The organism is Photorhabdus sp. RW14-46 (assembly GCF_963887965.1).
Taxonomy (GTDB): Bacteria; Pseudomonadota; Gammaproteobacteria; order Enterobacterales; family Enterobacteriaceae; genus Photorhabdus; species Photorhabdus laumondii.
The window spans coordinates 1-25,806 of record NZ_CAWPHH010000039.1 but is presented as its reverse complement, the minus strand read 5'-3'; the positions used below and the strand labels follow the sequence as shown (position 1 = coordinate 25,806).

The following is a 25,806-nucleotide window of genomic DNA, read 5'->3' as shown; positions in this document are numbered from 1 at the left end:
GGTTATGTCGGGTGTGATATTTTCAACGGATGGGCTGCAATTGACTCAGGCACAAGAAATTTGGTTGCAGGACTGGTTATCCAAGTTCGGTGCATGGGTGTATTCTGGCAGGCTTGATAAACGTCAGAGCAGTATGATTGCTGAGCTTATGGCGACGGTAGAGCTGAGAGGTTATCCAGAACGTCCGATATGCAATGATGATGACGGAATGTTAATCGCTAGGGTAGTAGACCATATTTACCACATTGATCGGGTTGCATTTGGGATGTTGCTTAGTCGATATGTTTATTGTGTATCTGATAGAGCAATTGCCAAACATTATCATGCAACGGTTCAGCCAAGAATTATGATCCGCAGAAATGGTATGTTGCGTAAGCGAAAGCCATCAATGTCAACTTGTCGGCGTGAGGTTGAGGAAATATTAAGAGCAACGGAATATTTGATTTATCAACCATTGCAAGATGCCTTTATAAGACGGGAACAGGAAAGAAAATCAAGACTTTTGTCACGAACGTGTTGACATCTTTGAACTTATGAGCCACTATTTCAGTATATGTTGTGATAGTAGTATTCGTGACTGATAGCCTCGCCCAGTGCGGGGTTTTTTATTGCCTGAAATTCAGATAAGACTTGCTGTTGTCATTGGTCAGAGTTACATGTGTGTCTATGCACAATAACTGACCAAAGGTTTAAATTATCATGCTAAAACATGAAGATATGACAACAACAGCCTCATGTGTTTTAGAAACAGTACCAATGTATGACTGGGTTTCTATTCCCGATGTTTCAACTCTGACGGGGTTATCAACACCGCGTTGCCAATTACTTTTAACTCAATTTTGTCTGGCTGGCTTGATGGAAAGCCGGGACAACGACACCTTTTTCAAGCGTTGCCTTTGATGGGGTGACTTCTTAAGCGGTGAAATGGATGGCTGGTGGAGTTGACGACACCAGCCATTCGCCTGTTCTGTGCTAACCAGAGAGTAAGCTAGTATCGATTATGGAAAATATTGTGAATTTAAGTGGTATCACATTAATTAATGACGACTCTCTACGATTTATCAAAACGTTACCAGACAACTGCATAGACTTAATCGCCACCGATCCCCCCTATTTTCGGGTAAAAGAGTGTGGTTGGGACAGACAATGGGAGGATGTAACGGCTTATCTTGCGTGGCTGGATGAAGTACTGACTGAATTCTGGCGTGTGCTGAAACCCAACGGCAGTTTGTATATATTTTGTGGTTCGCGTTTGGCGTCTGATACGGAAATCCTTGTTCGTGAACGGTTCAATGTGCTTAACCACATTATCTGGGCAAAACCTTCTGGTCCGTGGCGCAGGCAGAATAAAGAAAGTTTAAGGGCTTATTTCCCTTCTACTGAACGGATCATATTTGCTGAACATTATCAGGGGCCTTATCAACCTAAAGGTGATGGGTATTTCCACAAATGCCGCGAACTTAAGCAATATGTCTTTAAACCGCTTGTGGACTACTTTCGCAATGCACGAAAGGTGTTGGGTGTCACAGCAAAAGAAATTAACGCTGCCACAGGAAAACAGATGGCCAGTCACTGGTTCAGTGATAGCCAGTGGCAATTACCCAATGAAGTGGATTACCAAAAACTGCGGATATTGTTCGCTCGAATAGCCAGAGAAAAACACCAGAACGGAGAATTAAACAGGCCATATCATGAGTTAGTAGAATCTCATCTTACTTTGTCACGCCAATATGAGGAATTGAGTCTGGAATATGGGCTGCTGCGCCGTCCGTTCTCGGTGACGGTAGATGTGCCTTATACTGATGTCTGGTCTTTTCCACCTGTTCAGTATTACCCAGGTAAACATCCTTGCGAAAAGCCGGCAGACTTGATGGCGCATATTATCCGATCCAGTAGTCGGGAAGGGGATTTGGTGGCGGACTTCTTTATGGGATCGGGCTCAACACTAAAAGCGGCACTGAAGCTGAATCGTAGGGTCTTGGGTGTAGAACTGGAAGAAGAGTACTTTAACCAAACTAAGCGGGAAATTGGGGCGATGATATGAATAACTACCTCGCTGCGGTGAGGGGTTATTTGAGTTTCTCTCATTAGTTATTATGGCGAAATAGTGAATTGCTGGATAGTATTTGACGGATTTCATTGTCAGAAAGTGGTTGTGATCTCGGTGAACAGAGATTAACTTTTTGACTTGAAGTAATGCTCTTAGCGAGATCTATATAAGCTCTAAATTCAACTTGGCTGTGTCCACCTTCATTCATTTCCATCGGCTGAATAATCACATGATGGTTTGACAAAAAAAAGTTATACCAAGTATTTTTTCTCACTTTCTTTATTAATTTTTTAAGCAAAAACATTGCAGGTATCATTTGCCCTAGTAATAAACGAGATGTGGTAAAGGGAGTGTCGGGGGTACCAGAGACTTCTTTACCAGTGCTGACGTTGCGAACAACAATTTTATTAATATATAGTCGTATGTAAATTAAGCTCATAAAAATGTGTATGTCAGGTAATTCAAATTTGTTGCAAGTATACGTTCTTCTCTTAATGCAGTGAAGTCTGATGCTTATTGAGTCTTTTAAATCAATACAGGGCAAATCAGCCCAAGTAATTAAATTAACTAAATGATCACTCCATCAGTGGGATGGAATTATGCGTATGGACAAATACACCAGCCCCACTGCATACACTTGGGGCACATTTACAGCAATGCTTGGTGCTCTGTCGCTGAACGACTGGGCCATCATTATTGGCATTATCTGCACTGTTGGCACCTTTGGGGTCAACTGGTACTACAAGCATCGGGAGCTTAGCCGCAATGACAAAGACCAGTAAGTTAAGTGCTGCGGTTATCGGTCTGGTTCTTTCTGGTGCAGGTGCCACGGCGATATTGTCTCAGTTCTTGGACGAGAAAGAGGGTAACCGGCTATCAGCGTATCAAGATGCGGGGGGAGTCTGGACAATCTGCCGAGGTGTTACTCGGATTGATGGAACTCCCGCTCGTCAGGGGATGAGGTTAATGCCGAATCAGTGCCGTGACCTCAATGCACAAGAAGCAAAGCAGGCTATTGCATGGGTAAAACGCAATGTGCGGGTGCCATTAACTGAACCTCAGATAGCAGGTATTGCCAGCTTTTGCCCATATAACATTGGCCCATCGAAATGCTTCTCTTCCACATTCTATAGAAAGCTGAATGCTGGAGATAAGAAAGGCGCTTGTGCTGAGATAAAACGTTGGGTATTTGATAATGGTCGAGACTGTCGACAGACCAAAGGGCAGGCAAACGGCTGTTATGGTCAAGTTGAGCGACGTGCCCAGGAATCGGAATTAACTTGCTGGGGGCTGGATGAATAGACATTCGTTGGCCAGGATATTGTTTCTGTTTGGCTTCTTTCTTGCTTTGATAGGTAGAGATGGATGGAGCTGGTTTCTGGGGTGTTGTTGCTATGAAATTTAGCTTTCATTACTACACTATACTAGCGTTGCTCCTTATTTCATTGACAGCGTATTGTTATCACTCCGAGTTACAGAAAGAGCAACGTGTTACAAAGCAGCAGCAAGAAGACATTCAGCAATTCATAGACACTATCGACTATCAGAACTCTCACATCACGATGTTGAACGAGTTGGATGTGAAACATATGAAGGAACTTGCTAATGCTAAATCTGAAAATGATGCTCTGCGTGATGATGTTGCTGCCGGTCGTCGTCGGTTGCGCATCGCGGCCACCTGTCCCGTGTCTGCAACCATTGCTTCCGGCAGCTTGGGCGATGCAACCGCCGTCGAACTCACTGGAGAGGCTGGATCAACTGTTCTCGATATCCGGGAAAGCATCATCAACGACCGGGCAAAATTAAGCTATTTGCAGGGTTATGTGAAGACTGAATGTTTAAGGTGACGAAATGAAATATTGAAAAATCAATTAATTATTTTCTACATCCATTAAGGCTAGTATGATAAGGTCAGAATTTGTAAATATTATTTTTCCTGATTAGTTATAGTTCAGGATGAGAACGACTCTTATAATTCCGTAGCTTCTTATCAGAGGACTTAGTGTGGATCGATGTGGTAATTATTTTATTGAGGATCTAAAGAGTCTCGGGCGTGGTGGTTTCGGTGAAGTGTATGAAGTTAATGTGTACAATTTAAGGAAGACTCATTCGCGAAAGTATGCACGAAAATATTTTTCACCTTCACCTGAAAATAATAAAACAGCCATAAAGGAAATTGCTGATTTAAGAGAACGATTTTTGGTTGAAATTAAAACACAATATATATTAAATTCAATTAATTACGACTCTATAGCTCCTATAGTGCTTTTTAGTACAGTAGGAGATAAGCCTTATTTCATCATGGAGAAGGCTGAAGCCAATTTATTGGAAGCTATGGAAGCTATGGAAGCTATGGAAGCTATGGAAGGTGGAATGTCTGCGGACGAAAAAATTATGGCGGTGCGGCAGATAATTAAGGGCGTTAAAACTATACACGACAATAATTATGTTCATCGTGATCTGAAGCCAGCCAACATTCTGAAATACAGCGATGGAAGATACAAAATCAGCGACTTTGGACTAGTGAAAGACTTAAATCATGTCAGAGCTGAGGTAAAAACAAAATTTCAACCAAATGGAATGGGAACTGATGGTTACAGGGCTCCTGAAATAGCAGAGAGCGGGCTGTTTTCTAAGCAATCTGATATTTATGCTATAGGTCGTGTCATTAGTGACATATATTCAAAAAACCTCACTCATAAATTAAAAAAAATCATCTCAAAATGCAGGGCGCATTGGCCTGAAGATAGATATGCTGACGCAGATGAATTATTAATTGATTTTTGCAAAGCTATGGAGGTAACGCCATGAATAGAATAGTTGACATGTCCTGCTTTAGCGATGCTGCAAACGGTAAAGTTGTAAATGAAGATTATTTCTTACCTCCAACTATCGATAGTGATTCAAATATCGTCTTTGCAGTAGCAGATGGAGTGGGTTCAACTGAGCAAGCTGATTTAGCGTCAAAATGCGCAATACAAGCAATTCAAAAAGCGTTGATAGAGCCAGATTTTAGCATCGAGAAAGCATTTTCATGGGCTAAGCAAGCGATAGATGAGTTTGATTTTAGTGTCGCTACCACGTTAACAATCGTCCATATAGTTGATTTAAAGGTTTATATAGGGCATGTAGGCGACTGCCGACTTTACTTTAAAAATAAAAATAAATTAGTTCAATTAACTAAAGACCATACTAAGTACCAAGAGCTTTTAGACTCTGGGGAGCATAGTATGAGAAACCTAAGAAACCACAAAGAAAGACTTTCTACTATTCTTACATCAGCCTTATCTAATGATATTACACTAAATTTTGATGTGATAGTTAAAGACATTAATGAAATAAGTGATGGTGATAATGTAATTTTATCCTTGATGTCAGATGGGGCATATAGGCATTGGGAGTTAAGACCTCAATTTTCAGAAAGGACAATGTCGTTACCATCGGCATTTTCCGCAAGCTTAAGGCGCCGGATTGAAAAAGATATTATTGATGATTATACATTTTTGAGTGTTAAGCTTAAATGTAGTAGCTAGCACTAACAGAATTTAATGATTCTGCCATTGAAGGATTCCAAATAGCCATCAGTTAACGCTGGTGGTTTTTATATCTGCATGTTATAGAGCTCCTTGAAATCAATGACTTGAATCAACAATAGGGATTTCCTCTATAGTTGCTAACCAATGAAGAACAGTAACTAATTCAGAGCATTCTACTGACAGAGTGCTCGATAGTAGTGATTTAGCTATGAGCGTCCAGCGGACAGATATCGACTTTTTAGCAGAAAACTCTGAATCTAACTATTTCCAATTCGGAAACAATTCGGCGCAGGTTATCGCAGTCTGTTTGTATTAACCATGACATAGTTTCCTTAGGACAAATCATTTAACTTTATAAACGCCATTTACGAGAGGCGTTGATAGAGTTAACAGTAAATTAGATAATCATCTCATTTATATGATGAGGTGAATATGGATACAGATCTTATTTCTTATGAGGCAATGATTGCAGCGCAGAATTCGGCCAGGTGGGCTTTTTGTGCGATGCTAGGGACGTGGTTCTCTGGTTTGATAACGCTCTGTGCAGTTATTTACGCTAAGAAAGCGTTAACTACGTGGAAAAAGCAGGAAAAAGTAAAGGTGAAAATGGATTTTAAAAAAGCACTTATACAAGTGAGAGACAGCATCATATATATGCCTGATTGGTTTGATATGTCTAAAGCAAGTTTTGGGAAGAAAATATTAACCGCAGGTGAAGCCGAAAGAAGTAAACACTTAGATGCTATAGAACTATCAAACCAGTTTGAAGTTTTAACAAGGTCGATGACCAATGCGCATGGGTGTTGGATTTACTGTGAGCATTTTTTTGATGGAACTGAAGTGGTCAAGGAATGGGAAAATGTTATTGCACTTGTTGATAATTATATAAAAGGGAATGCCAAACAAGATGATGTCATTGATGCCTTGGATAGTCTTTCCTCAAAACGATTTGTGTTTAATGAATGAATTAGTGTTATCAACCCGCCAATAGCTAAATAAATTCAACCCGGTTGCTTAGGCGGCCTTTTTTATGTCTAAAGGAAATGAAATGGCAAAAAATACTGACTGGGAGGGAATAGAGCGTGATTACCGTTCCGGCTTTCTCTCAATCAGAGAGATTGCCAAAAAGTACGGTATTAGTGATGCCGCAATCCGCAAGAGGGCAAAGACTGAGGAATGGGTTCGCACTATTGTTGAAAGTACGCAGTGCGAACCTGATGCGAACCAAGCGGAAAGTCAGGTAGCAAGTAACACCAGTAATATCTTGGAGTCTGAAAAGTTCGCAGAGAGTTCGCAAGGAACCGCAGGGATTCTAAAGCCGCAATACGAACAGTTTGCTCAAAACATAGCGGCGGGTATGCCGATGAAAGAGGCGGCAATTTGTGCGGGTTACTCTCCAGCCCGTGCTGATTCTCAATCATCCATATTGATACGCAGACCGGAAATAAAAGCCCGCATTCGAGAACTGAGAAACGAAGCGGCGTTGCTTGTTTCATTCAATGCTGGACACCTGGCTGAATTGTCGTTTCGTGCTGGGAAGGAAGCGTTAGCAGATAAGAAGTTCGGACAGGTTGCGCCGAACATTAAGAACGCTGCGCAACTTACCGGTATCGACATGAGCAGCAATAAAACTGAGGTCAATGTTGATCTCGCTGGCCTGAGTTATGGCAAAGTCTGTATTGTCACTCCCGCCAATTGTCCTGCTGATGTCTGGGCTTCTCACATGGAGAAATTGCGCGAGGGAAAACAGGTAGCCCAGTCATCATAGATGGTGTTCTGTACGCCTTTAGTAGTGACTGGGCGACAGAGGTTTTATATGACCGAGCATTGGGTTCTGTTCGCTGGCGTTGGACATATGGCGGGCGTGGTGGCGGTAAATCGGTAGAGATTGCTCGTGCGCTGGTATTGTTGGGTGCTATAGAACCAATGACGATTCTTTGTGCCCGTGAATTCCAGAACTCAATCAATGATTCTGTTCTTGCCCTGCTTGAGGCACAAATCATTGATCTTGGACTGTCCCACTTCTATAAGGTCAAAAACAACGAGATTGAAGGTTGGAACGGCACTCGTTTCACGTTTAAAGGTCTTCGCAACAATATTCAAAGCATCAAGTCGATGCATGGCATTAAGATCTGTTGGGTTGAAGAGGCTCAGACCGTTTTGCAAGATAGTTGGGATATTCTTGGGCCAACTGTACGTGCTAATAAATCCAAAGTCTGGGTTTCTTTCAACCCTCGCGAGGAAGAGGACCCGACATACAAACTGATGACCCGGCATCATGAAGATCCCCCTGACGGCGGCGTTATTATTCGAAAAGTTAACTATTGTGATAATGCCTTTTTTCCTGATGTACTCCGGCAGGAAATGGAATATTGCAAACGCATCGACTATGAAGCGTATGAGCATATTTGGCTTGGATTACCAAAAGCACTCAGTGAAGCGGTTATTTTCTCTGGAAAATACCGGGTTGAAGCATTTTCTGATGAGCTATGGCTAGAAGCCGACCGGCTTTTCTATGGAGCTGACTTTGGTTTCGCTAATGACCCGTCCACACTGGTTCGCTGCTTCATTATTGGTACCAAACTATATATCGAATATGAAGCCTATGGGGTAGGCGTTGAATTAGATGAAATGCCCCAGTTCTATGATTCGGTGCCGCTTTCTCGTAAATGGCCCATTCATGGGGACAGTAGCCGACCGGAAACTATCAGTTACTTATCACGCCAGGGGTTCGTTATCGATGGTGCCACAAAATGGCCCGGAAGTGTCGAGGACGGGATCACTTATCTTAAAGGCTTTGAAGAAATCATTATTCATGAACGCTGTAAGCACATGATTGATGAGGCAAGACTCTATTCATACAAGACTGACCGACTGACCGGTGAAATCCTGCCGGTGGTGCTCGACAAACATAACCATTTATGGGATGCGGTACGTTATTCGCTGGATGGTTATATCACAGGCAAAAACAACCCACTTCGTATATCTAAAAATCTGTTGGGGCGAATTTAATGTTTTTCAAATTCAGACATAAAAAGAAAGCGGAGGTTTTGCCAGTTGAACAGGATATTGATCAAGCATCACCTCAGCCAATGAACATACATCCGGATACTGTCGGATCGATAACAGAGAGAAAAGTAGCTCGGCCTGTTGAACCATACAGGCCCCCTCCCGGTGTTGTTCCTACTGAACAGTTATCCGCATTAATGGCAATGGATTCTACACCTTATGAATATATGACGGGTACAGGTGGTATATCGGGAGATGTGGGTTTCCCCGGTTATCCTTATCTGGCCCAACTGTCACAATTACCCGAATATCGGAAAATGGTCGGCACTATTGCAGGGGAGATGACTCGTAAGTGGATAAAGCTAACGTCAGTGGGGGATAATGACAAATCAGATAAAATCAAAGCGCTTAATGAGGCTATTGAAAAATTCCACGTTCGTGAACGGTTAAAAAAAGCCATTGAACATGATGGTTTTTTTGGGCGAGGTCAGATTTACATTGATGTTCGCACGTCAAGAGGCGTGCTTGCTGCAACCGATCCGGTTGAACTTGAGTCTAGATTATTTCTGTCACCCAAAAAAATCACAAAGGGGAGTCTTATTGGCTTTAACGTCATTGAGCCAATATGGACATATCCGGGGATTTATAACGCTAGCAACCCGTTGAGCAATGATTTCTATAAGCCGTCAAGTTGGTATGTGATGGCAAAAACTGTACATGACAGTCGTTTGATTACATTTATCACCCGGCCATTAACCGATATGTTTAAACCTGCGTATAATTTCGGCGGCTTATCACTGACTCAGATTGCAGAGTCTTATGTACAAAACTGGTATAGGACACGTGATAGCGTATCTGATTTGATCCATTCATTCTCTGTGTCTGGATTTAAAACCAATCTTCAATCGACGTTGCAAGGACAGACGAAGAATCCCGATCAGTTAATTTATCGTGCAGAATTGTTTAACAAGATGCGTGATAACCGAGGGGTAATGATGCTGGATAACGAAGAGGAGTTTTTCCAGTTCAATACACCGCTAAGTGGCCTTGATTCACTGCAAGCCCAGTCTCAGGAACATATGAGTTCAGTCAGTAGCATACCGTTAGTGATTTTTACAGGTATCACACCAAGCGGGCTAAATGCGTCATCTGATGGGGAAATCCGTGTTTTCTATGACTTCATTGCTACCTTGCAAATGTTAGTGAAAGATGGATTGGCACGAATGATTGATATTATTCAATTATCCGAATTTGGCGAAATTGATCCTGATATTAGCTTTACATTCGAACCGCTGTATCAAATGAATGATGAACAAAAAGCCAGCATACGTAAGACCGATGCAGATACTGATTCAGTATTAATTGCTGCAAATGTGATTAGCACAGATGAAGCTCGCGAACGTCTAGCCAACGATGAAAACAGCCCGTATCACTCTCTGGAAATCAATGATGAAATCGACAAAGAAGACGACATCGAAGAAGAGGGCAACACGGAAAACATCATCTGATCCCCTTCAAACACTCCGACAAATTAAACCTAATGCCGGTGTTCGGGTGTGGTACAGCAAGCAGTTATATAAGCTGGTGGATGAGATGAATAACTCGGTGATTTACTGGGTATCCGCCAACTATAAGAACAGCGGTGCAGCAATGGCAATGGATGTTAGCCCGGAGATGTTGATGCGTTCAGCAATGCGAAAATTAACCCGGCGTTGGTTAAAGCAGTTTGATGCTTTAGCTGACAAGCTGGCGAAAAAATTCGCGGCTTTATCAATGGACAACATGGATGCCTCGTTAAATCATGCGTTAGATGCGGCACATATTTCGATACCGTTCACGATGACGACAGAAATGAATAACGCGCTACAGACGGTCATTGGTGAGAATGTTGGGTTGATTAAAAGTATTCCACGGCAATATTTATCCCAAGTTGAAACGCTAGTGATGCAATCAGTAGCAAGGGGGCGTGATCTTGGAACGTTGACAAAAGCCTTGCAAGAGCGTTACGACATTACTAAGCGCCGAGCAGTCCTGATTGCTCGTGACCAGAACAACAAAGCGACTTTTGTTATGCAATCTGTCCGGCAGCGTTCAATGGGTTTTAAAACGGGTATCTGGCGGCACAGTCATGCAGCAAAAAAATTTCGTCAATCACACTTGAAAGCGGATGGTAAAGAGTTCGATTTATCAAAAGGGCTTTATATTGACGGAAAATGGATCATGCCTGGTGAAGAAATCAATTGCGGGTGTGGTTGGCAGGTCGTCATTCCTAAACTAACCAATTAATTAATCCGAGAAATATTATGAATCACGGTCTGGCGTTAGATCGGGCTTCTGTACGCTCATACGACAGAGATGGGCGTTTGCATGTTACTGAAAGTCCTATCTCTAAGGCGACGGTATCATCGTATTACGGAAGAGAAATCCCGAACTGGCAAGGGTTAAGGCTTGATCCTAATCGTATCTACAAACTGTTGCGTGCCCCTGATGAATTAGAGAAAGGGGTTGCAACTTTCAATAACCTGCCGTTATTGAAAAAACACATTCCCGTCACGGCGGCCAAACCTTCAACAGAATTGATTGTCGGTACAACGGGATCAGATTCCATGTTCGATGGTACATACCTGAAAAACAGCCTGGCAATTTGGGATGCTGAATCCATAGCGGGTATTGAATCGGATGAACAAAAAGAATTGTCAGCGGCGTATCACTACGTCGCTGATATGACCCCCGGCATGTATGACGGCATTCATCATGATGGCGTTATGCGCGATATCGTCGGGAACCATGTCGCTCTTGTTGAAGAAGGGCGAGTCGGTGCAGATGTTGTTGTCTGCGATTCCCTCCCTCTGGAGTTAAAACACATGAAGTTAAATAAAAAAATGGTGGCTGTCGCTGTACGTGCGGCGCTGGGGGCATACTTGCAGCCGAAATTAGCACAAGATGCTGCACCAAAAGAAATTGCCTCATTACTGAAAGCGGGTGGTAGCGCGAAAAGTATAGCGGAAGCGGCGAAAAACAAATTCGGTACCCTTCTGGCTCAGGATATGGAAATCGACTCAGCGGAGCTTGCCTCAATCATTGAAGCTGTTGCTGATGATGCGGAGACACAGGAGCCTGCGGAGTTACCCGCGCAGGACGATGATATCTGTGCACAAGTACTTGAACTGCTTGCGGGTAAATTGCCAGAGGAAGACTTGGCAAAAATCCGGGCGTTAATTTCAGGCACTCCCGCGCAAGACGATGATCCCGATAATAAACCAGAACCAAAGGAAGAGGATAGCGTCAGTAAGCCCGCAATGGATGCTGCTATTCGTGCAGCTACTCGAAAGGCAGAAAAAGACACAGTGAATCGCATTAATGCTATTCGCATTGCTGAGGCTGAGGTTAAACCCCTCATCGGTGATGTAGTAGCAATGGATTCTGCTGACGAAATTTACAAGGTTGCGCTTGATGAGGTGGGTGTTGATACAACCGGCGTTCATCCGTCCGCTTATCGCTCTTTAGTGAAAATGCAGATCGGCATAGCAGAGTCAGCAAAACTTAAAGCCCACCTAGCAATGGATTCTGCTGCTATAGATTCTTTTGAAAAACGTTTTCCCACCGCATCTAAATTAGTGAGGATTTAACTATGGGTTTTCCGAACAAAATTAATCACTATCCAGCCCCCGGCATTGAGGGAGCATTTGCCAGTACTAACCCTAGCGCCACTTTGTTAGCAAGGGACGGCACGCTGATTGCGGGTAACGATGGAGTAACTGTTGGGCGTTTTGCCTGGGTGATTGATGGTGTTGTTTCGAACAAGGGGGCGGGTGCACCGTCTGGTTTTGTGGGGCGTGACGGACAAGCGTCTATCACTCTTTGGTTGGGAGAAGCATCCATGCTGATCCAACCCGGACGTGAAGTCACTTTATTTACTGCGGGTGATTTTACGGTACGAACAAGCACTCCCGCAAAAGTTGGGGATAAGATTTACGCATCCTTAAAAACGGGTGAGGTGCAGGCCGCCGCAGCGGGAAAAACTATCACTGATTTTATCGAAACTAAATTCGTTGCCGGTACTGCTGCTGGTGAGAGTGAATTAGTCAAAATGGGGACCTGGAGCTAATGAAACGACACACAGATTTTCAATATATTGAAGGGGAATACGGCATTGTAGTACCACAGGCCGTCGATTACTTAAATCCCCAATATGCTCGTAACTATACGTTAGCTATGGATGCACAGCCAGCTATGGTGACTGTGAGTAATGCCGGTGTTCCTGCGTATCTGACTAACTATCTCGATCCTGAGCTGGTTCGTGTGTTGGTCACGCCGATGAGAGCGGCTGAAATTATCGGTGAAAATAAAAAAGGTGACTGGACAACGCTGACAACCCAGTTCCCGGTTGAAGAATCAACGGGTGAAGTGAGCTCATACGGTGATCACAGCAATAACGGCATGTCAGATGCTAACGTGAATTGGGTGGAACGCCAGAGCTATCATTTCCAAACATTTACTGTTTGGGGGGAGCGTGAGCTGGATATGTACGGTACGGCCCGTATCAATCGAGCAGCGCAACTTAACACCGCAAGCGCATTAACCCTAAACAAGTTTATGAACAAGTCTTATTTCTATGGTATTGCGGGGCTTAAAAACTATGGACTGTTGAATGATCCGGGGTTAAGCGCACCGGTGGTACCGGCTGCAAACGGAAAATCCAATGGTACAACGTGGGAAACCAAAGACGGGCAGGCAATTTATGACGATATTTCCCAACGCCTATTTAAGCAGCTTACAAAACAAACAGAAGGGTTGGTGGAACGAACAGAGCCATTGAAACTTTGCATGTCGCCAACAGCGGAAGTTAATCTGACAAAAACTAACCAGTACAACGTTAATGTTACCGATCAATTGAAAAAGAATTTTCCGAATCTGACGATTGAAACGGCGGTTGAATACAGTACGGAAGCGGGGGAACTGGTTCAATTGATTGCTGATACGCTTGATGGTGAAAAAACGGCTTATGCCTCATTTACTGAAAAAATGCGGGCACACGCGGTTGTTGTGAGCTCATCCAGTTTTAAACAAAAGAAATCAGCCGGTACGTGGGGTGCGATTATTCGTTATCCACACGCTATTGCACAAATGTTGGGGGTTTAAATGGTGACAGTCATTGTGGGGTGTAAATTGCCTCACGGGTTAACGATTGAAATTGATGGGAATCGCGTGACGCTAAACGGGATAAATTCATCAACAATTATTGGTGGTTATGGGCTGACATATGATGTTGATAAAGCGTTTTTTGACAAATATCTGGAACTCTATGCAGATACGGAATTAGTCAAAAATGGGCTTATTTTTGCCCAAGAAAAACTCAAAGAGGCTCGGACGGAAGCTGAGGAAAAAGCCGGGTTAAAGAACGGGTTAGAGCCTATCGATCCCCAAAAACCGGGTAAAAATATCGAGCAGCGAAAAGAAGAGGATTAAGCTAATGGGCTTTGTTGTCGTTTTTGATGTCGTGAAATTTCGCACTCGTTACCCGGAGTTTTCTTCTATCAGTGATGTCCTGCTGGATACCTATTTTATTGAAGCAACACTCTATCTTAACAATACGGCCCAAAGCCCAGTTAGTGATCTTGAACAACGAATACTGTTGTTGAATATGCTTGTTGCTCATATTGCCGAACTTAATCGTTTATCTGTTAGCGGAACAGCGGCCAATCCGCTCGTGGGGCGGGTTAGCAGCGCAAGTGAGGGATCTGTTTCCGTTTCGGCTGATATGGGCGTTGTGAGTGAACGTGCTGCTTGGTTCTTGCAGACAAAATACGGGGCTATGTACTGGCAGGCAACAGCGCAATATAGAATTATGCGTTACGTCCCCGGCAGCTCTCCCTCTCACTATCCGTCATATTACTATCCACGGACTCAATGGAGGCGCTAATGTCGAACAGTATCAAGGGCGGTGATGCAGCAAAACGCTACTTAAAGCAATTAGCTAAAAGAGTGGGTGAAGGCCAAAAATTGCGGGTTGGTTTTTTCAAAGACGCGACTTATCCCGATGGCACCTCAGTTGCAATGGTGGCAATTAGTAACGAGATTGGCGATCCGAGGCGTAATAGGCGACCCCGTCCGTTTTTTCGTAACACTATCAACGAACATGCTAATGAATGGGGTGATGTGCTTGCACAGGGCCTGAGTGCTAACGATATGAATGGGAATGCAGCGTTACGGATGACCGGGGAAGTTATCAAGGGGCAAATTCAACAATCTATTCGTTCTTTCACTTCACCGGCTAATAAAAAATCCACTATAGCTAAAAAGGGATTTGATGCGCCGTTACGTCACACCAAACACATGCTGAACAGTGTTGATTATGTGATTGATGAGGGGAACGAATGAACCTGCACAATATTGTATCTGGTGCTGTTGGGGTTGTTAATCCTCACTCACCTGGAGAGATACGGGTAAGTGTGGGATATGATATTGCACCCAGTGGTAAGCAAGTCCCGCGCTACATTACAACACCCGTTACCGCACAAATCCAGCCACTGACTTTTACTGATCTACAACATACGAACGGCTTGAATATTCAGGGCATGCTCAAAGCGGCTTATGTGAATGGCAATTTTAATGCCGTCAACCGCCCCAGACAGCAAGGGGGTGATCTGTTGATTATTAATGGTGAAGAGTGGTTGATAGTGCAGATTTTGGAAGAGTGGCCGAATTGGTGCAAATTCGCTGTTACATTGCAGCGTGGGGAACAATAGTGGTGACGATAAGTGTAACGCAAGACGATATAACAACCGCATTACGCGGTTTTTTAATGGCCTTAATACCCAGGCGTAGCGTTATTTTGTCTCAGATAAATCGCTCACCGATGCCAGATGGCGATTTTATTGTTATGACACCATTGAACAGCACGGGTTTATCAACAAGTGTAGTGATCTATAACGCACCAACAGCGGCAGGTATGGGAAAAAGTCTAATCACTCGGACGACACGCTGGACATGTCAAATTGACTGTTACGGTCAGTTCGCTCATGAGGATGCTCACATTATTGCAACGACGGTGCGCACTGAATATGCGATTGAGCTATTCAAGAGATCAGGTATCGATATGGCACCACTTTATGCCAGCGACCCGATTCAGACGACGATGATTAATGGTGAACAGCAATATGAGTCGCGTTGGACATTTGAATTTACTGCTCAAATCACCCCTGTTGTGACAACAGAACAACTATTTTTCGACAGTATTACGCTGAACACTAAAACAGTGGAGTCTATTCATGGCAATTCCAATCAGTAAAGACGTGAGAATTAATCCGGGGGTGCTGTCGGCAGCGGGTAATAGCTGTTGATCTCAATGGATTATTACTGACAGATAATATATATGCACCTGTTGGTGTGGTGTTGTCGTTCTCGACTAAAGAGGATGTGGCGGCATATTTCGGTGGTGCATCCGAAGAATATAGCATGGCGGCTATTTATTTTTCAGGGTACAACAATTGTACAAAGACGCCCGGTCAATTGCTGTTTTCCCGATTTAATCGAGCGGCAGTATCGGCCTGGTTACGTTCAGGTTCTTTTAATGAGGTAGCTATTACCGATCTGCAAAAAATGTCCGGTACATTGAAACTCAATATCAATGGTACAGCAATAAACGCCGCAATCAATCTTGATGGGGTTAAATCCTTTGCGGATGCAGCAAAGAGCATTGAAACAGTGATTGGCAAGGCGGTAACGGTTGTGTTCGATACCACCCGTAAAGCTTTTATCATCAATGTTGCCTCTGGCAGCATTAAACTGGAAGATACAAATATCACCTATGGTACTGGTGATGGGGCCGAGGCTCTTAAGTTCACTGGCGCACTAGGGGCAACGGTTTCTCAGGGGGCTACAGTGTCGGCGGTTCCTGATCTATTCGCTGTGATTAAAACGCAGTCTCAGCAATGGGCAGGTTTTACGACGGTATTTGAATGTACAGATGAACAGCATCTTGCATTATCCGCATGGGCTAGTAGTCAGGTATATCGCTATTTCTATGTTGCCTGGACAACAAGCGGCACGGCAAAAGTGAAAGGCAGTCAGGAAACTATCGCCCATAAAATTATTGGCATTCACAGCTACGGGAGTGTCGTTCCTGTTTTCTGCTCTGATAATATGAAACCGGCAGCAGTATTGGGTTATGCGGCGGTGCTGGATTTTGAGCGAACTGAGGGGCGTGTTCCGTTTAAATTCAGAGAATTGAACGGCCTCAGTCCTGATGTGATCGATTCTGATGTTTATGATGCGCTGATTGCTAATGGGTATAACTTCTATGGCAATTATGCCGCCAATAATATCACCGAAAATTATTGGGCTGATGGCACAATAACCGGTGATTTTAAGTGGCTAGATTCCTTCTGTGGTCAAATCTGGCTGAATGCGAACTTGCAGGGCGCGGTTATTGCCTTGTTCAAATCCAACAAGACTATCCCTTATAACACGGCTGGCCGTGCGCTGGTGGAAGCCTCAATGAGTGATGTTATCCAGCGGTTTAAGTTGTGGGGCGGTATCCGATCAGGCGTAACATTATCGGCTGCACAAAAACTGGAAATTATTAACGCTGTGGGATCTGATGTTTCAACGTCAATAATCGCGAAGGGTTATTACTTGTATATTGGGGAAATGTTTGCCTCTATGCGTGCAAATCGCACCAGCCCAAGCTGTACACTGTGGTATTGCGACGGTGGCAGTATTCAGAAATTCGAAATGGCATCTACGGAGGTTCAATAATGTCAGACACAATCACTTCTGCTGATGCGGTAATTACCCTGACTGTGACCAATTTATACCCGTCTGGTGTGCAATTACAGGGATTTGCCGCCGACAACATTTTCGAAACTGAGGCGTTGGATTTGGCTGAAACGGTACGTGGGGCGGACGGTAAACTGTCAGTGGGTTTTATCTACGGCAATATCAATCAGACGATTCATATTATGCCTGATTCGGAAAGTCGCACCATTTTTGATACTTGGGCAACGACATCACGTACTAGCGTCTCGGTGTTCAGATGTAATGCGACGGTTATTCTTCCGGCCATCGGGCGTAAATACACATTGGTGAACGGCGTTCTGAAGCAATGGAAAACCATGCCGGACGCAGGAAAGGTTTTACAAGCGGCGCAGGCCGTCATTGAGTGGGAATCAATAACAGGTGAGGCATATAGCTAATGGCACGTAAAGAAACCTTCATCACTATGAATGATGATAATCGCGACAAAGGAAAGCTTTTTTACATTCAGGAAATGCCCGCTTCGCAGGCTGAATGGTGGGCTATTCGTGCATTGATGGCAATGGGGAGAGAGGGGTTGGATATCCCCGATAATTTTCGGGATTTGGGCATGGCTGCATTAGCGGTGGTTGGATTGAAAGCAATTTCTCGCATTGCTCCTGATGAAGCCAGGCCACTACTTGATGAACTGATGGGTTGTGTGCAGATGGTTCCGAATCAGGCAGATAAAAAAATCAAACGCGAGCTGATCGACAGTGACATTGAAGAAATTGTTACCCGGCTGAAATTACGTGCAGAGGTGCTTAAGTTACACGTGGATTTTTTCAAAACCGCCGACCAATCGTAATCCCGCCGCGCTATTCCAGCATCTCAAAGCCATTCGGTATCATCAGTTATACAAATGTCCCAGGCACAATAGCGACCGTTATCTCATCAGGAAAGGCAACGCTCCATGAGCTGGATACAGTTTATGGCGTGGAGGACCTTTGGCAGTTAATAGAGATTATTCAGGTCGATAATCACAATGCTTATGTTTTACAGCAGGGTAAAAACTGATGGCAAACATTATAGATGAACTTGTTATAACGCTGGGGCTTGATGCGGCTGAATTTAGCGCAGGTGAAACCGCAGTGATTGCCGGGATCGGTGGGTTGGCTCAGGTTATGCAAAAACTGGTTGACTCGTTTAATGATGGTGAAAAGAAAACCAGCAAATCATTAGACAAAACCGGTAAGAAAACCGAAAAGGTGGCAAAAGAAATGGAGGCGGCAGGAAAGAAAGCTTCCTCTTTCTTTTCCAGCATAAAGAGTCAGATCTTGGCTTTGGCGGGTGTTACGGTTTCACTCGGTGGACTGAAAAGCTTTGTGACCAGCTTTGCCGGCAATCTCAATCAGTTAAGTACTGCCGCTGATGCGTTCGGCATGTCGGCTAAAGCGCTTGATGGCTGGACAAAAGCAGGTCAAGCATTTGGTGTCAGCGCAAATGAGATTGTGGGGGCATTTTCACGCATTAATGATGCTAAAGCCCGACTAAAATCAGGTGTTTCGCTTGATCCGGCTCTTGAGACGCTGTTAAAAACGGCATCACAAGCGGGTGTCGATATTGATATTGCCTCAGAAAGCACCGAATCTATCATGCGTAAGCTGAGCGGTGTTTTTCCCAGACTTAATAAAGATCAACAGCAAGCTTACGGTGGTGAACTTGGGGTCGGGTACGCCGCGCAACAGTGGTTCTCATCCGGTCACGTACTCAAAGATGTGGATAAATTTACAGCTAATTCGGGTGTGGATGATAAATCTGTTGCCGCCGCGCGTCGTTTTCGTGAACAGTGGACAGAGATAAGCCAGAGTTTTGAGAAAACAGGCTACATTCTGTTTAATGCCCTTTTACCATATATCAATGATTTCAATATCTGGCTAAAAAACCTAGCTGATTGGATGAATAAGCACCCAGAAGAGATTAAAAAAGCGGTCAGTGGTTTTCTCGATAAGATGAGTTTTATTATTTCAGTCGCTAATCAGGCCGCAGATGCGGTAGGCGGTTGGGGTAATGTCATCATTGGTCTGATCGGGTTGAAGTTTGCGGGGTGGTTATGGGGAATTTATCGCGTGGCTTCGTCCATGCTGAAAATGGGGAAAGGCGGCGGGTTACCGGGAAAAGGGATTGCCGGGAAAGCCGGAATATATGGCGCTATCACATATGCGTTATATGATCCTGTGGAGTCAGTTGCGACTTCGATTGTTGGGGAAGAGACAAAAAATACACTTGATTCATATGGATTGTATCTGGCAAGCGACTGGACACCCTTTTTTAGTAAAAAAGAGTATGAAGCCTATCAGGCAAAACTGGATGGTAAAACCTCTAAGCCAGATACGACCGTAGTCAAAGAGGTCAAAAAGGAAGAAAAGCGCAGCGAAAATGACCGTATCATTCGGGCCGAGGATGAACGACAACAGCGGCTAGAATACAGCAATAATTGGTTAAAAGCCGCGTTAGATAAGCTGACCGATTCAATTAATAAACTGATTGATTCGCTCGTTCCTCAAGTCGCAGCCGCTGAAATGTCACCGAACACTACCGGCATGAAATTACTGGGTTGGCTATCACCAAAATTAGCACAACTTGAGCAGCAGTTCGGGTTACCGGAGGGTTTGTTACGTAGTGTTGCCATGACGGAATCGGGAGGCAATCAGTATGCTGTGTCTAAAGCAGGTGCCAAGGGCTTATTCCAGTTTATGCCAGGTACAGCCAAACATTTTGGGTTAATGGATGATGATGTTTTTGATCCGGTAAAATCTTCGGAAGCCGCGGCAAAATATTTATCTCAGCTAATGAGAATGTTTGACGGAGATTTGAGTAAAGCACTGGCGGCTTATAACTGGGGACAGGGAAATGTTATACGGAAAGGATTGGGCGCTGCGCCAAAAGAAACCCGCGATTATATCCCAAAGGTATTGGCGAATATGCCACAACTGGGGGCTCATGTGGCCGCTCAGCGTTATTCGAATACGGTAAATAACAACCGTACCTCCTCTGTTTCTGAGAGTTATCACATCGGAACTATTCAAATCAGCTCTAACGCTAACAACGTAAAAGGCGTGGTTAACGATGCCCGGCAGAAAATAGGTGGATCAACGCTGGCAACAAGCTATTCAACGGGGGTAACTGGATAATGGCATTCTCTCTCAATCAAACAACGGTACTTAGTGCGTTCCGTAGTGGCAACCTGCTATCTGGTGTTAACAGTATGATATCTCCTGGATATGGTATTTATTATGCATCCGGGCAGAGAGTTGGTGATAAGCCGTTTACGCCCACATCATTCATTGTAGTAGAAGTCACACGAGAGGCATCAATCACGACTGCGCCGATAGAGAAAGGCGGCTATACATCATACAACAAAGTGCAGCGGCCCGGTGAAGTCCATGTGACATTCTCGTTTGAGGGATGGACCGGTTTTTCTGGTTCCGTGCCTAACTTAACAAACCTCACCCTGACGTCCCGTTCTGATGTTCTTGAAGCGTTAGATAAGATGGTATCCAGTGCTGAAATTTACGACATTGAAACACCTGATACTACGTACACAAGTTATGATTTGATTAAGTACGATTTTCGAATAAGGCAGGATAACGGTGTTACCTTACTGATTGTGACCGCAGTTTTCCAGGCGGTACAAGACATTGCCGAAGTGAAAATGAGCAGCAATGTTGCTAACAAGTCGAATACAACAAAGAATGAGACAGCAAAAGGCCCAAGTAAAAATACCGAACAATCAACAGGTTCAACAAAACATGCCACACTATCCGATGTCAAAAAGGCTCTGACCGGATTGAAAAAATCCGTTTCCAGTGCTGCAACGCAAGTTGCTGATAAAGTTTCATCTGGTTTCAAGCGTGCAACAGAGACGATTACTGGTCCATTAAATGATTCTGTATTGAGTGCCACCAACCATCTCAATGATGCAGTAGAAGAATTATCGAGGAAATTAACGTGATTGAAATAGCGATCAGGGCGGCTAAGGCTCAGGAGTTCACTGTGACCTTGAATGAGCAGTCATGCATGATACGCCTCAATCAACGTGGCACAGGTTTATATATGGATTTAACCGTCAATGATAAACCTGTGCTACAGGGAGTTGTGTGCCTCAACTGCAATAAAATTGTCCGTTACAGTTATTTACGGTTCCAGGGTGAATTGTTTTTTGCTGATCTGGATGGTTTATCTGATCCCCATTGGGAGGAGCTAGGGCAACGCTACAAATTATATTACCTTTTTCCAGGAGAGGTGACTCAGTGACGTACAAACAACACAATATCACAGTTGAATTTCAGCTAGTTGACGGCAAGACATTTGATGATAGCGGTAACAATATACTGACTATCGAAAACGCACGCGCTTATGTCAACATGGCGGCGTGGGGCGGCATATCAGGGACACAAATAACATTACAAATCTGGGGTTTAACAACCAGCCAAATGGCAACGTTGAGTTATCGCGGGATCTGGATTGGTAGTGCGAAATTCAACTTAATGCGTGTATGGGCGGATGGTCATGCTATATTTGAGGGTTTTATCAGTGATGCCTATGCAGATTTTAATCAGTTACCCGATACTCCCCTGACGATAACGGCCAGTATGATGCTTGGCCTAAGAGCAAAGGAAGTTGAACCGTTCACTGCATCGGGAGATGTGGATATTGTCGATATTATTACTGCAATGGCTAAAAAAGCGGATCTAACGGTTGAAAATTATGGCGCCACAGGTGTTATCTCAAATCCTCATTATACAGGAAACGTTGTTAATCAAATCCAACAGGCGGCAAGTGCGCTAGATATAGACACTGACTTTGGGATTGATAAAGTGACCATTTGGCCTCATGGTCAACCGAAAGTTGAAAAACCGCTACTTACGTCTCCAGAATATGGGCTAATTGGCTATCCCATATTTACTGGCGTGGGAATAACAGCAACTACCCTTTTCAGTAATGAAATTATTTTAGGTCGTAAGGTAAAAATAGAAACCTCTTTGCCGAACGTTAGCGGCACTTATCTGATAACAGGGGCGGAACACTACCTTACCTCCTGGCTTGATGGTGGTCAGTGGCATACATCTTTTAGTGGCACTCCAGTGAAAACAGAGGATAAAAACAATGACAAAGCTGACAACAAAACCAACGGACATAAACAGTGAAGCGAATGCTTTTGATTTTGTCATGAGGCAGTTTCTTAGTCAGCATGTTTTTATCACTTTGGGCCTTGTTATTAAATCGAGCGGGAAAACCGTAGATGTAAAGCCGATGGTACATAATATGACGGGAGCAGGGAGAAAAATCGAGAATGGAATAATCTATAATGTTCCAGTATTTCGTCTTCAGCGTGGTAACAGTGCTGTCATTATGAATCCTGTGGTTGGTGATATTGGTTTAATTGCCATTTGTGATCGTGATATTAGCAGCATCAGAGCAACAAAAGCACCGGCATTACCGGGTTCAAAAAGAACGCACAATTATTCAGACGCAATTTATCTGGGGGGAGTTTTAAACGCAGAACCACAACAATATGTTGAATTCGTAGATAATCAGATAAATATTGTTTCACCGAATAAAATTAACGTAGTCGCTCCGACAACGGAAATGACTTCATCAAATTCAATCACAATGAACTCACCATCTATTATATTAAATGGTGCGGTTATTCAAGGTGGTGGCGGTAACGGTGGAAATGCAATATTCGATGGAACCGTAAGATAGTTAAAGCTGTAAATAAGGATGATAAATATGTAGAAATGAAGAAACTAAGAAATCTTTGTGAAGCCCAGGTAAATTTTTTATTTTTCTCGGTCATTGTTTTAACTGGTAACAGTATTAGTTGAACTGTGAAACTGGAAAAGGTTACGAGTATGTGCGACTTGGAAAAGAGCTTCTTTTGACTGATATAGAGATAGAAGCAATGGTTCTGTACTATAAAGTCAATCACATTGAAGTCAACATTATTTATTTTAGCTGAAGTTTAGAGAATAAAATATAGAGAACGGTAAGTTATAAACCTTAGTCACGCTGGTGGATATAGCCATCCTTGGTTTGGGGTTAATTGTTAACTCACTTGTCATTGTTAAATAGTGCACGTTTTAATGGCAAGAAAAGTTAAATAGCATATGAAATAATCACAAAAAGCTGTAAGATATATCAACCAATTAAAAATGAGAGATAAAGAATGTTTAATCTTGAGCAGATCGGGCATGTGGTAAGAAATAGCATGCAGATTATTGTTGATGAGCTTAAGCTTAACCTTGCTGTAGGGGATATCTCTGATGATGATTACAGAATCCTTTCTCGCGGATACGGCGAACTAAACTGGGATGAATGTTTGTCTAGGGTAGGAAACAGAGAAGATAAATTTGAATTTTGCTTAAAGCTGGTAGAATGTGGAAATGTGCAAGGACCTCCTTCTGGGCTAGCTTTATGTACATATTCCATTGATGAGGAAAGTTTTGAAATTCATATGATAGAGAACTTCTATCGTGATGACGCAAAACACCCTTTAAATGGGAAAATGTTTCAACTTACTCTGATGGCTGCTTACATGTTTTGTAAATCTGCACAGGGTAAATATATCCGTATCATTGAGCCTGTTGAAGAAGTAATCTCCTATTACTCATCTTATGGATTTAACATGATGAAGTGTGGTTACATTATGGAGGCTGATATTGATACGTTTGAAACAATATTCAAGACAATCAAAGATTGATAAAAAAAAGACTAGACACTAGAGTTTATAGTGATAGCATACGAAAACTAACGAATATTAGTTTGTTTTTTGTGCAAGAGAAAACTTTGTTAATGTGAACACCCCTTATGGGCTCAGGCTCAAAGCTATTGGAGAGAAAATCTCTTAGGAGTCGTTATGTCAAAGCAGAAAGCAGCCATTAAAGATATCAAAAAATTTGATACGCAGCAGGTGTATACTGCTGTGGGTGGAGCTATTGACTTGTTGATAAAAGCTGCCCCAAAAATGTTTGAGCATAAGCCAAAAGTTGAGCTTCAAGGAAAGCGTAAGAATCATCGTCAAGCTGCTTAAAATTTTTTGAGTAGTCGTCAATAAACCCGCCTACAGTGCGGGTTTTTTCATATCTACACCGCTTAATTGCGGTTTTTTTATTTCCATAGGAATCGAAAATGCAAACTCGTTCATTTCTTCTTGATACCGAGTCATGGGATTTAACGTTAGATGATTCTGGAAATACCGCCATTACTGATAATCCCTATTCTGTAGCGCAGGATGTCGCTTGTGCCTGTAGTACATATCTGGGTGAGTGCTGGTATGACACAGCATTGGGTATTCCTTATTACCAGCGAATTTTGGGATATTGGCCGGGAACTCAGCTAATCAACAGCAAAATGCAACAAGAAGCAATGAAGTTACCTTATGTTCAGTCTGCCACTTGTAAAGTTATAAATGGAAAGGAGAGAACTATTGCGGGCATGATGACAATAACGGACATGAACAATCAATCAACGGTGGTAAATTTCTGATGACTAACTCTGTAGTACTGACAACAAGTGTTCCAGGTGTAACCTTTACAAAGACGGGTCTAACTGTGCCCGACGAGGTTGATATTTTAAATGGGCGGCTAAATGATTTGGCTACAGCAATGGGTGGTGCAATGAGTACGAGCTTAACAACACCGCAAGGTCAAATAGCCATGAGTGATGCGGCTATCATTGCTGACAAGAACGATCAGTTACTTGCTATCGTCAATCAAATTAATCCGGATTATGCAACCGGACGTTTTCAAGATGCTATCGGACGAATTTATTTTTTAGATCGAATTCCAGCATCGGGAACAACGGTAACAGCAACATGCACTGGGTTAGTTAATACAGTTATTCCAATTGGTAGTATTGCTCAAGATAAAAAAGGGTATCTTTATCATTCACTAACAGAGGTTAAGATCCCGGGCAGCGGCTCTGTTGATGTTGTTTTCCAAAACTCAACATCAGGGCCGTTAGCATGCCAAATTGATGACTTGAACACGATTTATAGCTCGGTGCCCGGTTGGTCAGGTATCAGTAATGCGAGTGCTGGCGTACCTGGCATAGATGAGGAAACCCGCGCTAATTTTGAGTATCGTCGTAAACAATCTGTTGCTAAAAATGCGACAAACTCATTACATGCCATTTATGCCGCAGTATTAGAAGTAAATGGCGTGGCAGACGCATACGTTATTTCAAATGATACATCGGTAGTAAAAACGGTCGGGGTATCAAAATACAGAATGGTGCCAAACTCTATTTATAGTGCTGTATATGGGGGAAAGACTGAGGATGTCGCTAGAGTAATCTGGAAGAAAAAGCCTCCAGGTATTCCTACGAACGGAAATACAACTCACACAATTGTGGATGATGAAAACTATGTTCAGCCTTATCCCGAATATGAAATTAACTATGTGATACCAG

At 43.3% G+C, this 25,806-nt stretch carries 34 protein-coding genes; 33 read left to right on the top strand and 1 reads right to left on the bottom strand.

Going from position 1 to position 25,806, the window contains the following annotated elements; all coding sequences use genetic code 11:
* Positions 1–4 precede the first annotated feature (4 nt).
* The 3 genes from AACQ38_RS20905 to AACQ38_RS20895 all read left to right on the top strand — a co-directional run bounded on the left by AACQ38_RS20905 (position 5) and on the right by AACQ38_RS20895 (position 2,044).
* Positions 5–520, top strand: coding sequence for an antiterminator Q family protein (locus AACQ38_RS20905; RefSeq protein ID WP_165578994.1), 516 nt, complete (start codon positions 5–7; stop codon positions 518–520).
* Between the two features lie 179 nt (positions 521–699).
* On the top strand, positions 700–900 hold the full coding sequence (locus AACQ38_RS20900) for a hypothetical protein (protein WP_011147645.1): 201 nt from the start codon (positions 700–702) through the stop codon (positions 898–900).
* A 100-nt stretch (positions 901–1,000) separates the two neighbouring features.
* Positions 1,001–2,044 carry a DNA-methyltransferase gene (locus AACQ38_RS20895; RefSeq protein WP_201025050.1) on the top strand — a complete coding sequence of 348 codons (1,044 nt, stop codon included), beginning with the start codon at positions 1,001–1,003 and terminating at the stop codon, positions 2,042–2,044.
* Positions 2,045–2,087: 43 nt separating this feature from the next.
* Here AACQ38_RS20895 and AACQ38_RS20890 read toward each other — a convergent pair whose 3' ends face one another.
* Entirely contained in the window at positions 2,088–2,489 is a 402-nt protein-coding gene (locus AACQ38_RS20890) for a YjaA family stress response protein (protein WP_011147598.1), read from the bottom strand.
* Positions 2,490–2,649: 160 nt separating this feature from the next.
* Between AACQ38_RS20890 and AACQ38_RS20885 the strand changes: the two genes are divergently transcribed.
* From AACQ38_RS20885 to AACQ38_RS20735, 30 genes are all read left to right on the top strand, one after another.
* A complete protein-coding gene (locus tag AACQ38_RS20885; RefSeq protein ID WP_011147597.1) occupies positions 2,650–2,832 on the top strand; it encodes a phage holin family protein in 183 nt (60 codons plus the stop codon).
* On the top strand, positions 2,816–3,352 hold the full coding sequence (locus AACQ38_RS20880; RefSeq protein WP_011147596.1) for a lysozyme: 537 nt from the start codon (positions 2,816–2,818) through the stop codon (positions 3,350–3,352). Before AACQ38_RS20885 ends, AACQ38_RS20880 begins: the two co-directional genes overlap by 17 nt.
* Positions 3,353–3,444: 92 nt before the next feature.
* Positions 3,445–3,897 carry a lysis protein gene (locus tag AACQ38_RS20875; RefSeq protein ID WP_165579003.1) on the top strand — a complete coding sequence of 151 codons (453 nt, stop codon included), beginning with the start codon at positions 3,445–3,447 and terminating at the stop codon, positions 3,895–3,897.
* Positions 3,898–4,054: 157 nt separating this feature from the next.
* Entirely contained in the window at positions 4,055–4,861 is an 807-nt protein-coding gene (locus AACQ38_RS20870; RefSeq protein WP_165578993.1) for a protein kinase domain-containing protein, read from the top strand.
* Entirely contained in the window at positions 4,858–5,583 is a 726-nt protein-coding gene (locus tag AACQ38_RS20865; protein WP_046395015.1) for a PP2C family protein-serine/threonine phosphatase, read from the top strand. Before AACQ38_RS20870 ends, AACQ38_RS20865 begins: the two co-directional genes overlap by 4 nt.
* 435 nt (positions 5,584–6,018) lie before the next feature.
* Positions 6,019–6,552, top strand: a complete 534-nt coding sequence (locus AACQ38_RS20860) for a hypothetical protein (RefSeq protein ID WP_165578992.1) — start codon at positions 6,019–6,021, stop codon at positions 6,550–6,552.
* Positions 6,553–6,616: 64 nt separating this feature from the next.
* Positions 6,617–7,354, top strand: a complete 738-nt coding sequence (locus AACQ38_RS20855) for a terminase small subunit (RefSeq protein WP_242685644.1) — start codon at positions 6,617–6,619, stop codon at positions 7,352–7,354.
* Between the two features lie 59 nt (positions 7,355–7,413).
* On the top strand, positions 7,414–8,598 hold the full coding sequence (locus tag AACQ38_RS20850) for a PBSX family phage terminase large subunit (RefSeq protein ID WP_242685643.1): 1,185 nt from the start codon (positions 7,414–7,416) through the stop codon (positions 8,596–8,598).
* Complete coding sequence (locus AACQ38_RS20845) at positions 8,598–10,103, top strand: DUF1073 domain-containing protein (RefSeq protein WP_011147589.1); 1,506 nt, start codon at positions 8,598–8,600, stop codon at positions 10,101–10,103. Before AACQ38_RS20850 ends, AACQ38_RS20845 begins: the two co-directional genes overlap by 1 nt.
* A gap of 85 nt (positions 10,104–10,188) precedes the next feature.
* Positions 10,189–10,881 carry a phage head morphogenesis protein gene (locus AACQ38_RS20840; protein ID WP_165579001.1) on the top strand — a complete coding sequence of 231 codons (693 nt, stop codon included), beginning with the start codon at positions 10,189–10,191 and terminating at the stop codon, positions 10,879–10,881.
* Positions 10,882–10,898: 17 nt separating this feature from the next.
* Entirely contained in the window at positions 10,899–12,224 is a 1,326-nt protein-coding gene (locus AACQ38_RS20835) for a DUF2213 domain-containing protein (RefSeq protein ID WP_011147587.1), read from the top strand.
* A gap of 2 nt (positions 12,225–12,226) precedes the next feature.
* The gene (locus AACQ38_RS20830; protein WP_011147586.1) at positions 12,227–12,703 is read left to right on the top strand and encodes a structural cement protein Gp24; all 477 of its coding nucleotides are present in this window, start codon (positions 12,227–12,229) and stop codon (positions 12,701–12,703) included.
* Positions 12,703–13,737 (top strand): major capsid family protein, encoded by a 1,035-nt coding sequence (locus tag AACQ38_RS20825; protein ID WP_011147585.1) that lies wholly within the window; start codon positions 12,703–12,705, stop codon positions 13,735–13,737. The genes AACQ38_RS20830 and AACQ38_RS20825 overlap by 1 nt, the downstream gene beginning before the upstream one ends.
* Complete coding sequence (locus AACQ38_RS20820; RefSeq protein WP_011147584.1) at positions 13,738–14,064, top strand: hypothetical protein; 327 nt, start codon at positions 13,738–13,740, stop codon at positions 14,062–14,064. It begins immediately after the preceding gene.
* Positions 14,065–14,068: 4 nt separating this feature from the next.
* Positions 14,069–14,518: a DUF4054 domain-containing protein gene (locus tag AACQ38_RS20815; protein ID WP_011147583.1), complete on the top strand. Its 450-nt coding sequence runs from the start codon at positions 14,069–14,071 to the stop codon at positions 14,516–14,518.
* Positions 14,518–14,976 carry a hypothetical protein gene (locus AACQ38_RS20810; protein ID WP_165578991.1) on the top strand — a complete coding sequence of 153 codons (459 nt, stop codon included), beginning with the start codon at positions 14,518–14,520 and terminating at the stop codon, positions 14,974–14,976. The genes AACQ38_RS20815 and AACQ38_RS20810 overlap by 1 nt, the downstream gene beginning before the upstream one ends.
* A complete protein-coding gene (locus AACQ38_RS20805) occupies positions 14,973–15,344 on the top strand; it encodes a hypothetical protein (protein WP_011147581.1) in 372 nt (123 codons plus the stop codon). The genes AACQ38_RS20810 and AACQ38_RS20805 overlap by 4 nt, the downstream gene beginning before the upstream one ends.
* Positions 15,344–15,886, top strand: coding sequence for a phage neck terminator protein (locus AACQ38_RS20800; RefSeq protein WP_445260632.1), 543 nt, complete (start codon positions 15,344–15,346; stop codon positions 15,884–15,886). Before AACQ38_RS20805 ends, AACQ38_RS20800 begins: the two co-directional genes overlap by 1 nt.
* Positions 15,887–15,990: 104 nt before the next feature.
* Positions 15,991–17,355, top strand: coding sequence for a DUF3383 domain-containing protein (locus AACQ38_RS20795; RefSeq protein WP_242685642.1), 1,365 nt, complete (start codon positions 15,991–15,993; stop codon positions 17,353–17,355).
* Complete coding sequence (locus tag AACQ38_RS20790; RefSeq protein ID WP_165578990.1) at positions 17,355–17,792, top strand: phage tail fiber protein; 438 nt, start codon at positions 17,355–17,357, stop codon at positions 17,790–17,792. Before AACQ38_RS20795 ends, AACQ38_RS20790 begins: the two co-directional genes overlap by 1 nt.
* Positions 17,792–18,199 carry a hypothetical protein gene (locus tag AACQ38_RS20785; protein ID WP_165578989.1) on the top strand — a complete coding sequence of 136 codons (408 nt, stop codon included), beginning with the start codon at positions 17,792–17,794 and terminating at the stop codon, positions 18,197–18,199. The genes AACQ38_RS20790 and AACQ38_RS20785 overlap by 1 nt, the downstream gene beginning before the upstream one ends.
* A gap of 208 nt (positions 18,200–18,407) precedes the next feature.
* Positions 18,408–20,525 (top strand): lytic transglycosylase domain-containing protein, encoded by a 2,118-nt coding sequence (locus AACQ38_RS20775; RefSeq protein ID WP_165578988.1) that lies wholly within the window; start codon positions 18,408–18,410, stop codon positions 20,523–20,525.
* On the top strand, positions 20,525–21,346 hold the full coding sequence (locus AACQ38_RS20770; RefSeq protein ID WP_011147575.1) for a phage baseplate protein: 822 nt from the start codon (positions 20,525–20,527) through the stop codon (positions 21,344–21,346). The genes AACQ38_RS20775 and AACQ38_RS20770 overlap by 1 nt, the downstream gene beginning before the upstream one ends.
* Complete coding sequence (locus AACQ38_RS20765) at positions 21,343–21,648, top strand: phage baseplate plug family protein (RefSeq protein ID WP_011147574.1); 306 nt, start codon at positions 21,343–21,345, stop codon at positions 21,646–21,648. The genes AACQ38_RS20770 and AACQ38_RS20765 overlap by 4 nt, the downstream gene beginning before the upstream one ends.
* Entirely contained in the window at positions 21,645–22,541 is an 897-nt protein-coding gene (locus AACQ38_RS20760; protein WP_011147573.1) for a baseplate hub protein, read from the top strand. Before AACQ38_RS20765 ends, AACQ38_RS20760 begins: the two co-directional genes overlap by 4 nt.
* Positions 22,501–23,100 (top strand): Gp138 family membrane-puncturing spike protein, encoded by a 600-nt coding sequence (locus AACQ38_RS20755; RefSeq protein ID WP_109791732.1) that lies wholly within the window; start codon positions 22,501–22,503, stop codon positions 23,098–23,100. The genes AACQ38_RS20760 and AACQ38_RS20755 overlap by 41 nt, the downstream gene beginning before the upstream one ends.
* Before the next feature lie 463 nt (positions 23,101–23,563).
* Complete coding sequence (locus AACQ38_RS20750) at positions 23,564–24,097, top strand: hypothetical protein (RefSeq protein ID WP_165578987.1); 534 nt, start codon at positions 23,564–23,566, stop codon at positions 24,095–24,097.
* Between the two features lie 156 nt (positions 24,098–24,253).
* A complete protein-coding gene (locus tag AACQ38_RS20745; protein WP_011147570.1) occupies positions 24,254–24,427 on the top strand; it encodes a hypothetical protein in 174 nt (57 codons plus the stop codon).
* Between the two features lie 98 nt (positions 24,428–24,525).
* Entirely contained in the window at positions 24,526–24,882 is a 357-nt protein-coding gene (locus tag AACQ38_RS20740) for a hypothetical protein (RefSeq protein ID WP_165578986.1), read from the top strand.
* Positions 24,882–25,806 (top strand): baseplate J/gp47 family protein (locus AACQ38_RS20735; RefSeq protein WP_165578985.1); only part of this gene is annotated, 925 nt, incomplete at its 3' end. The genes AACQ38_RS20740 and AACQ38_RS20735, both read left to right, overlap by 1 nt.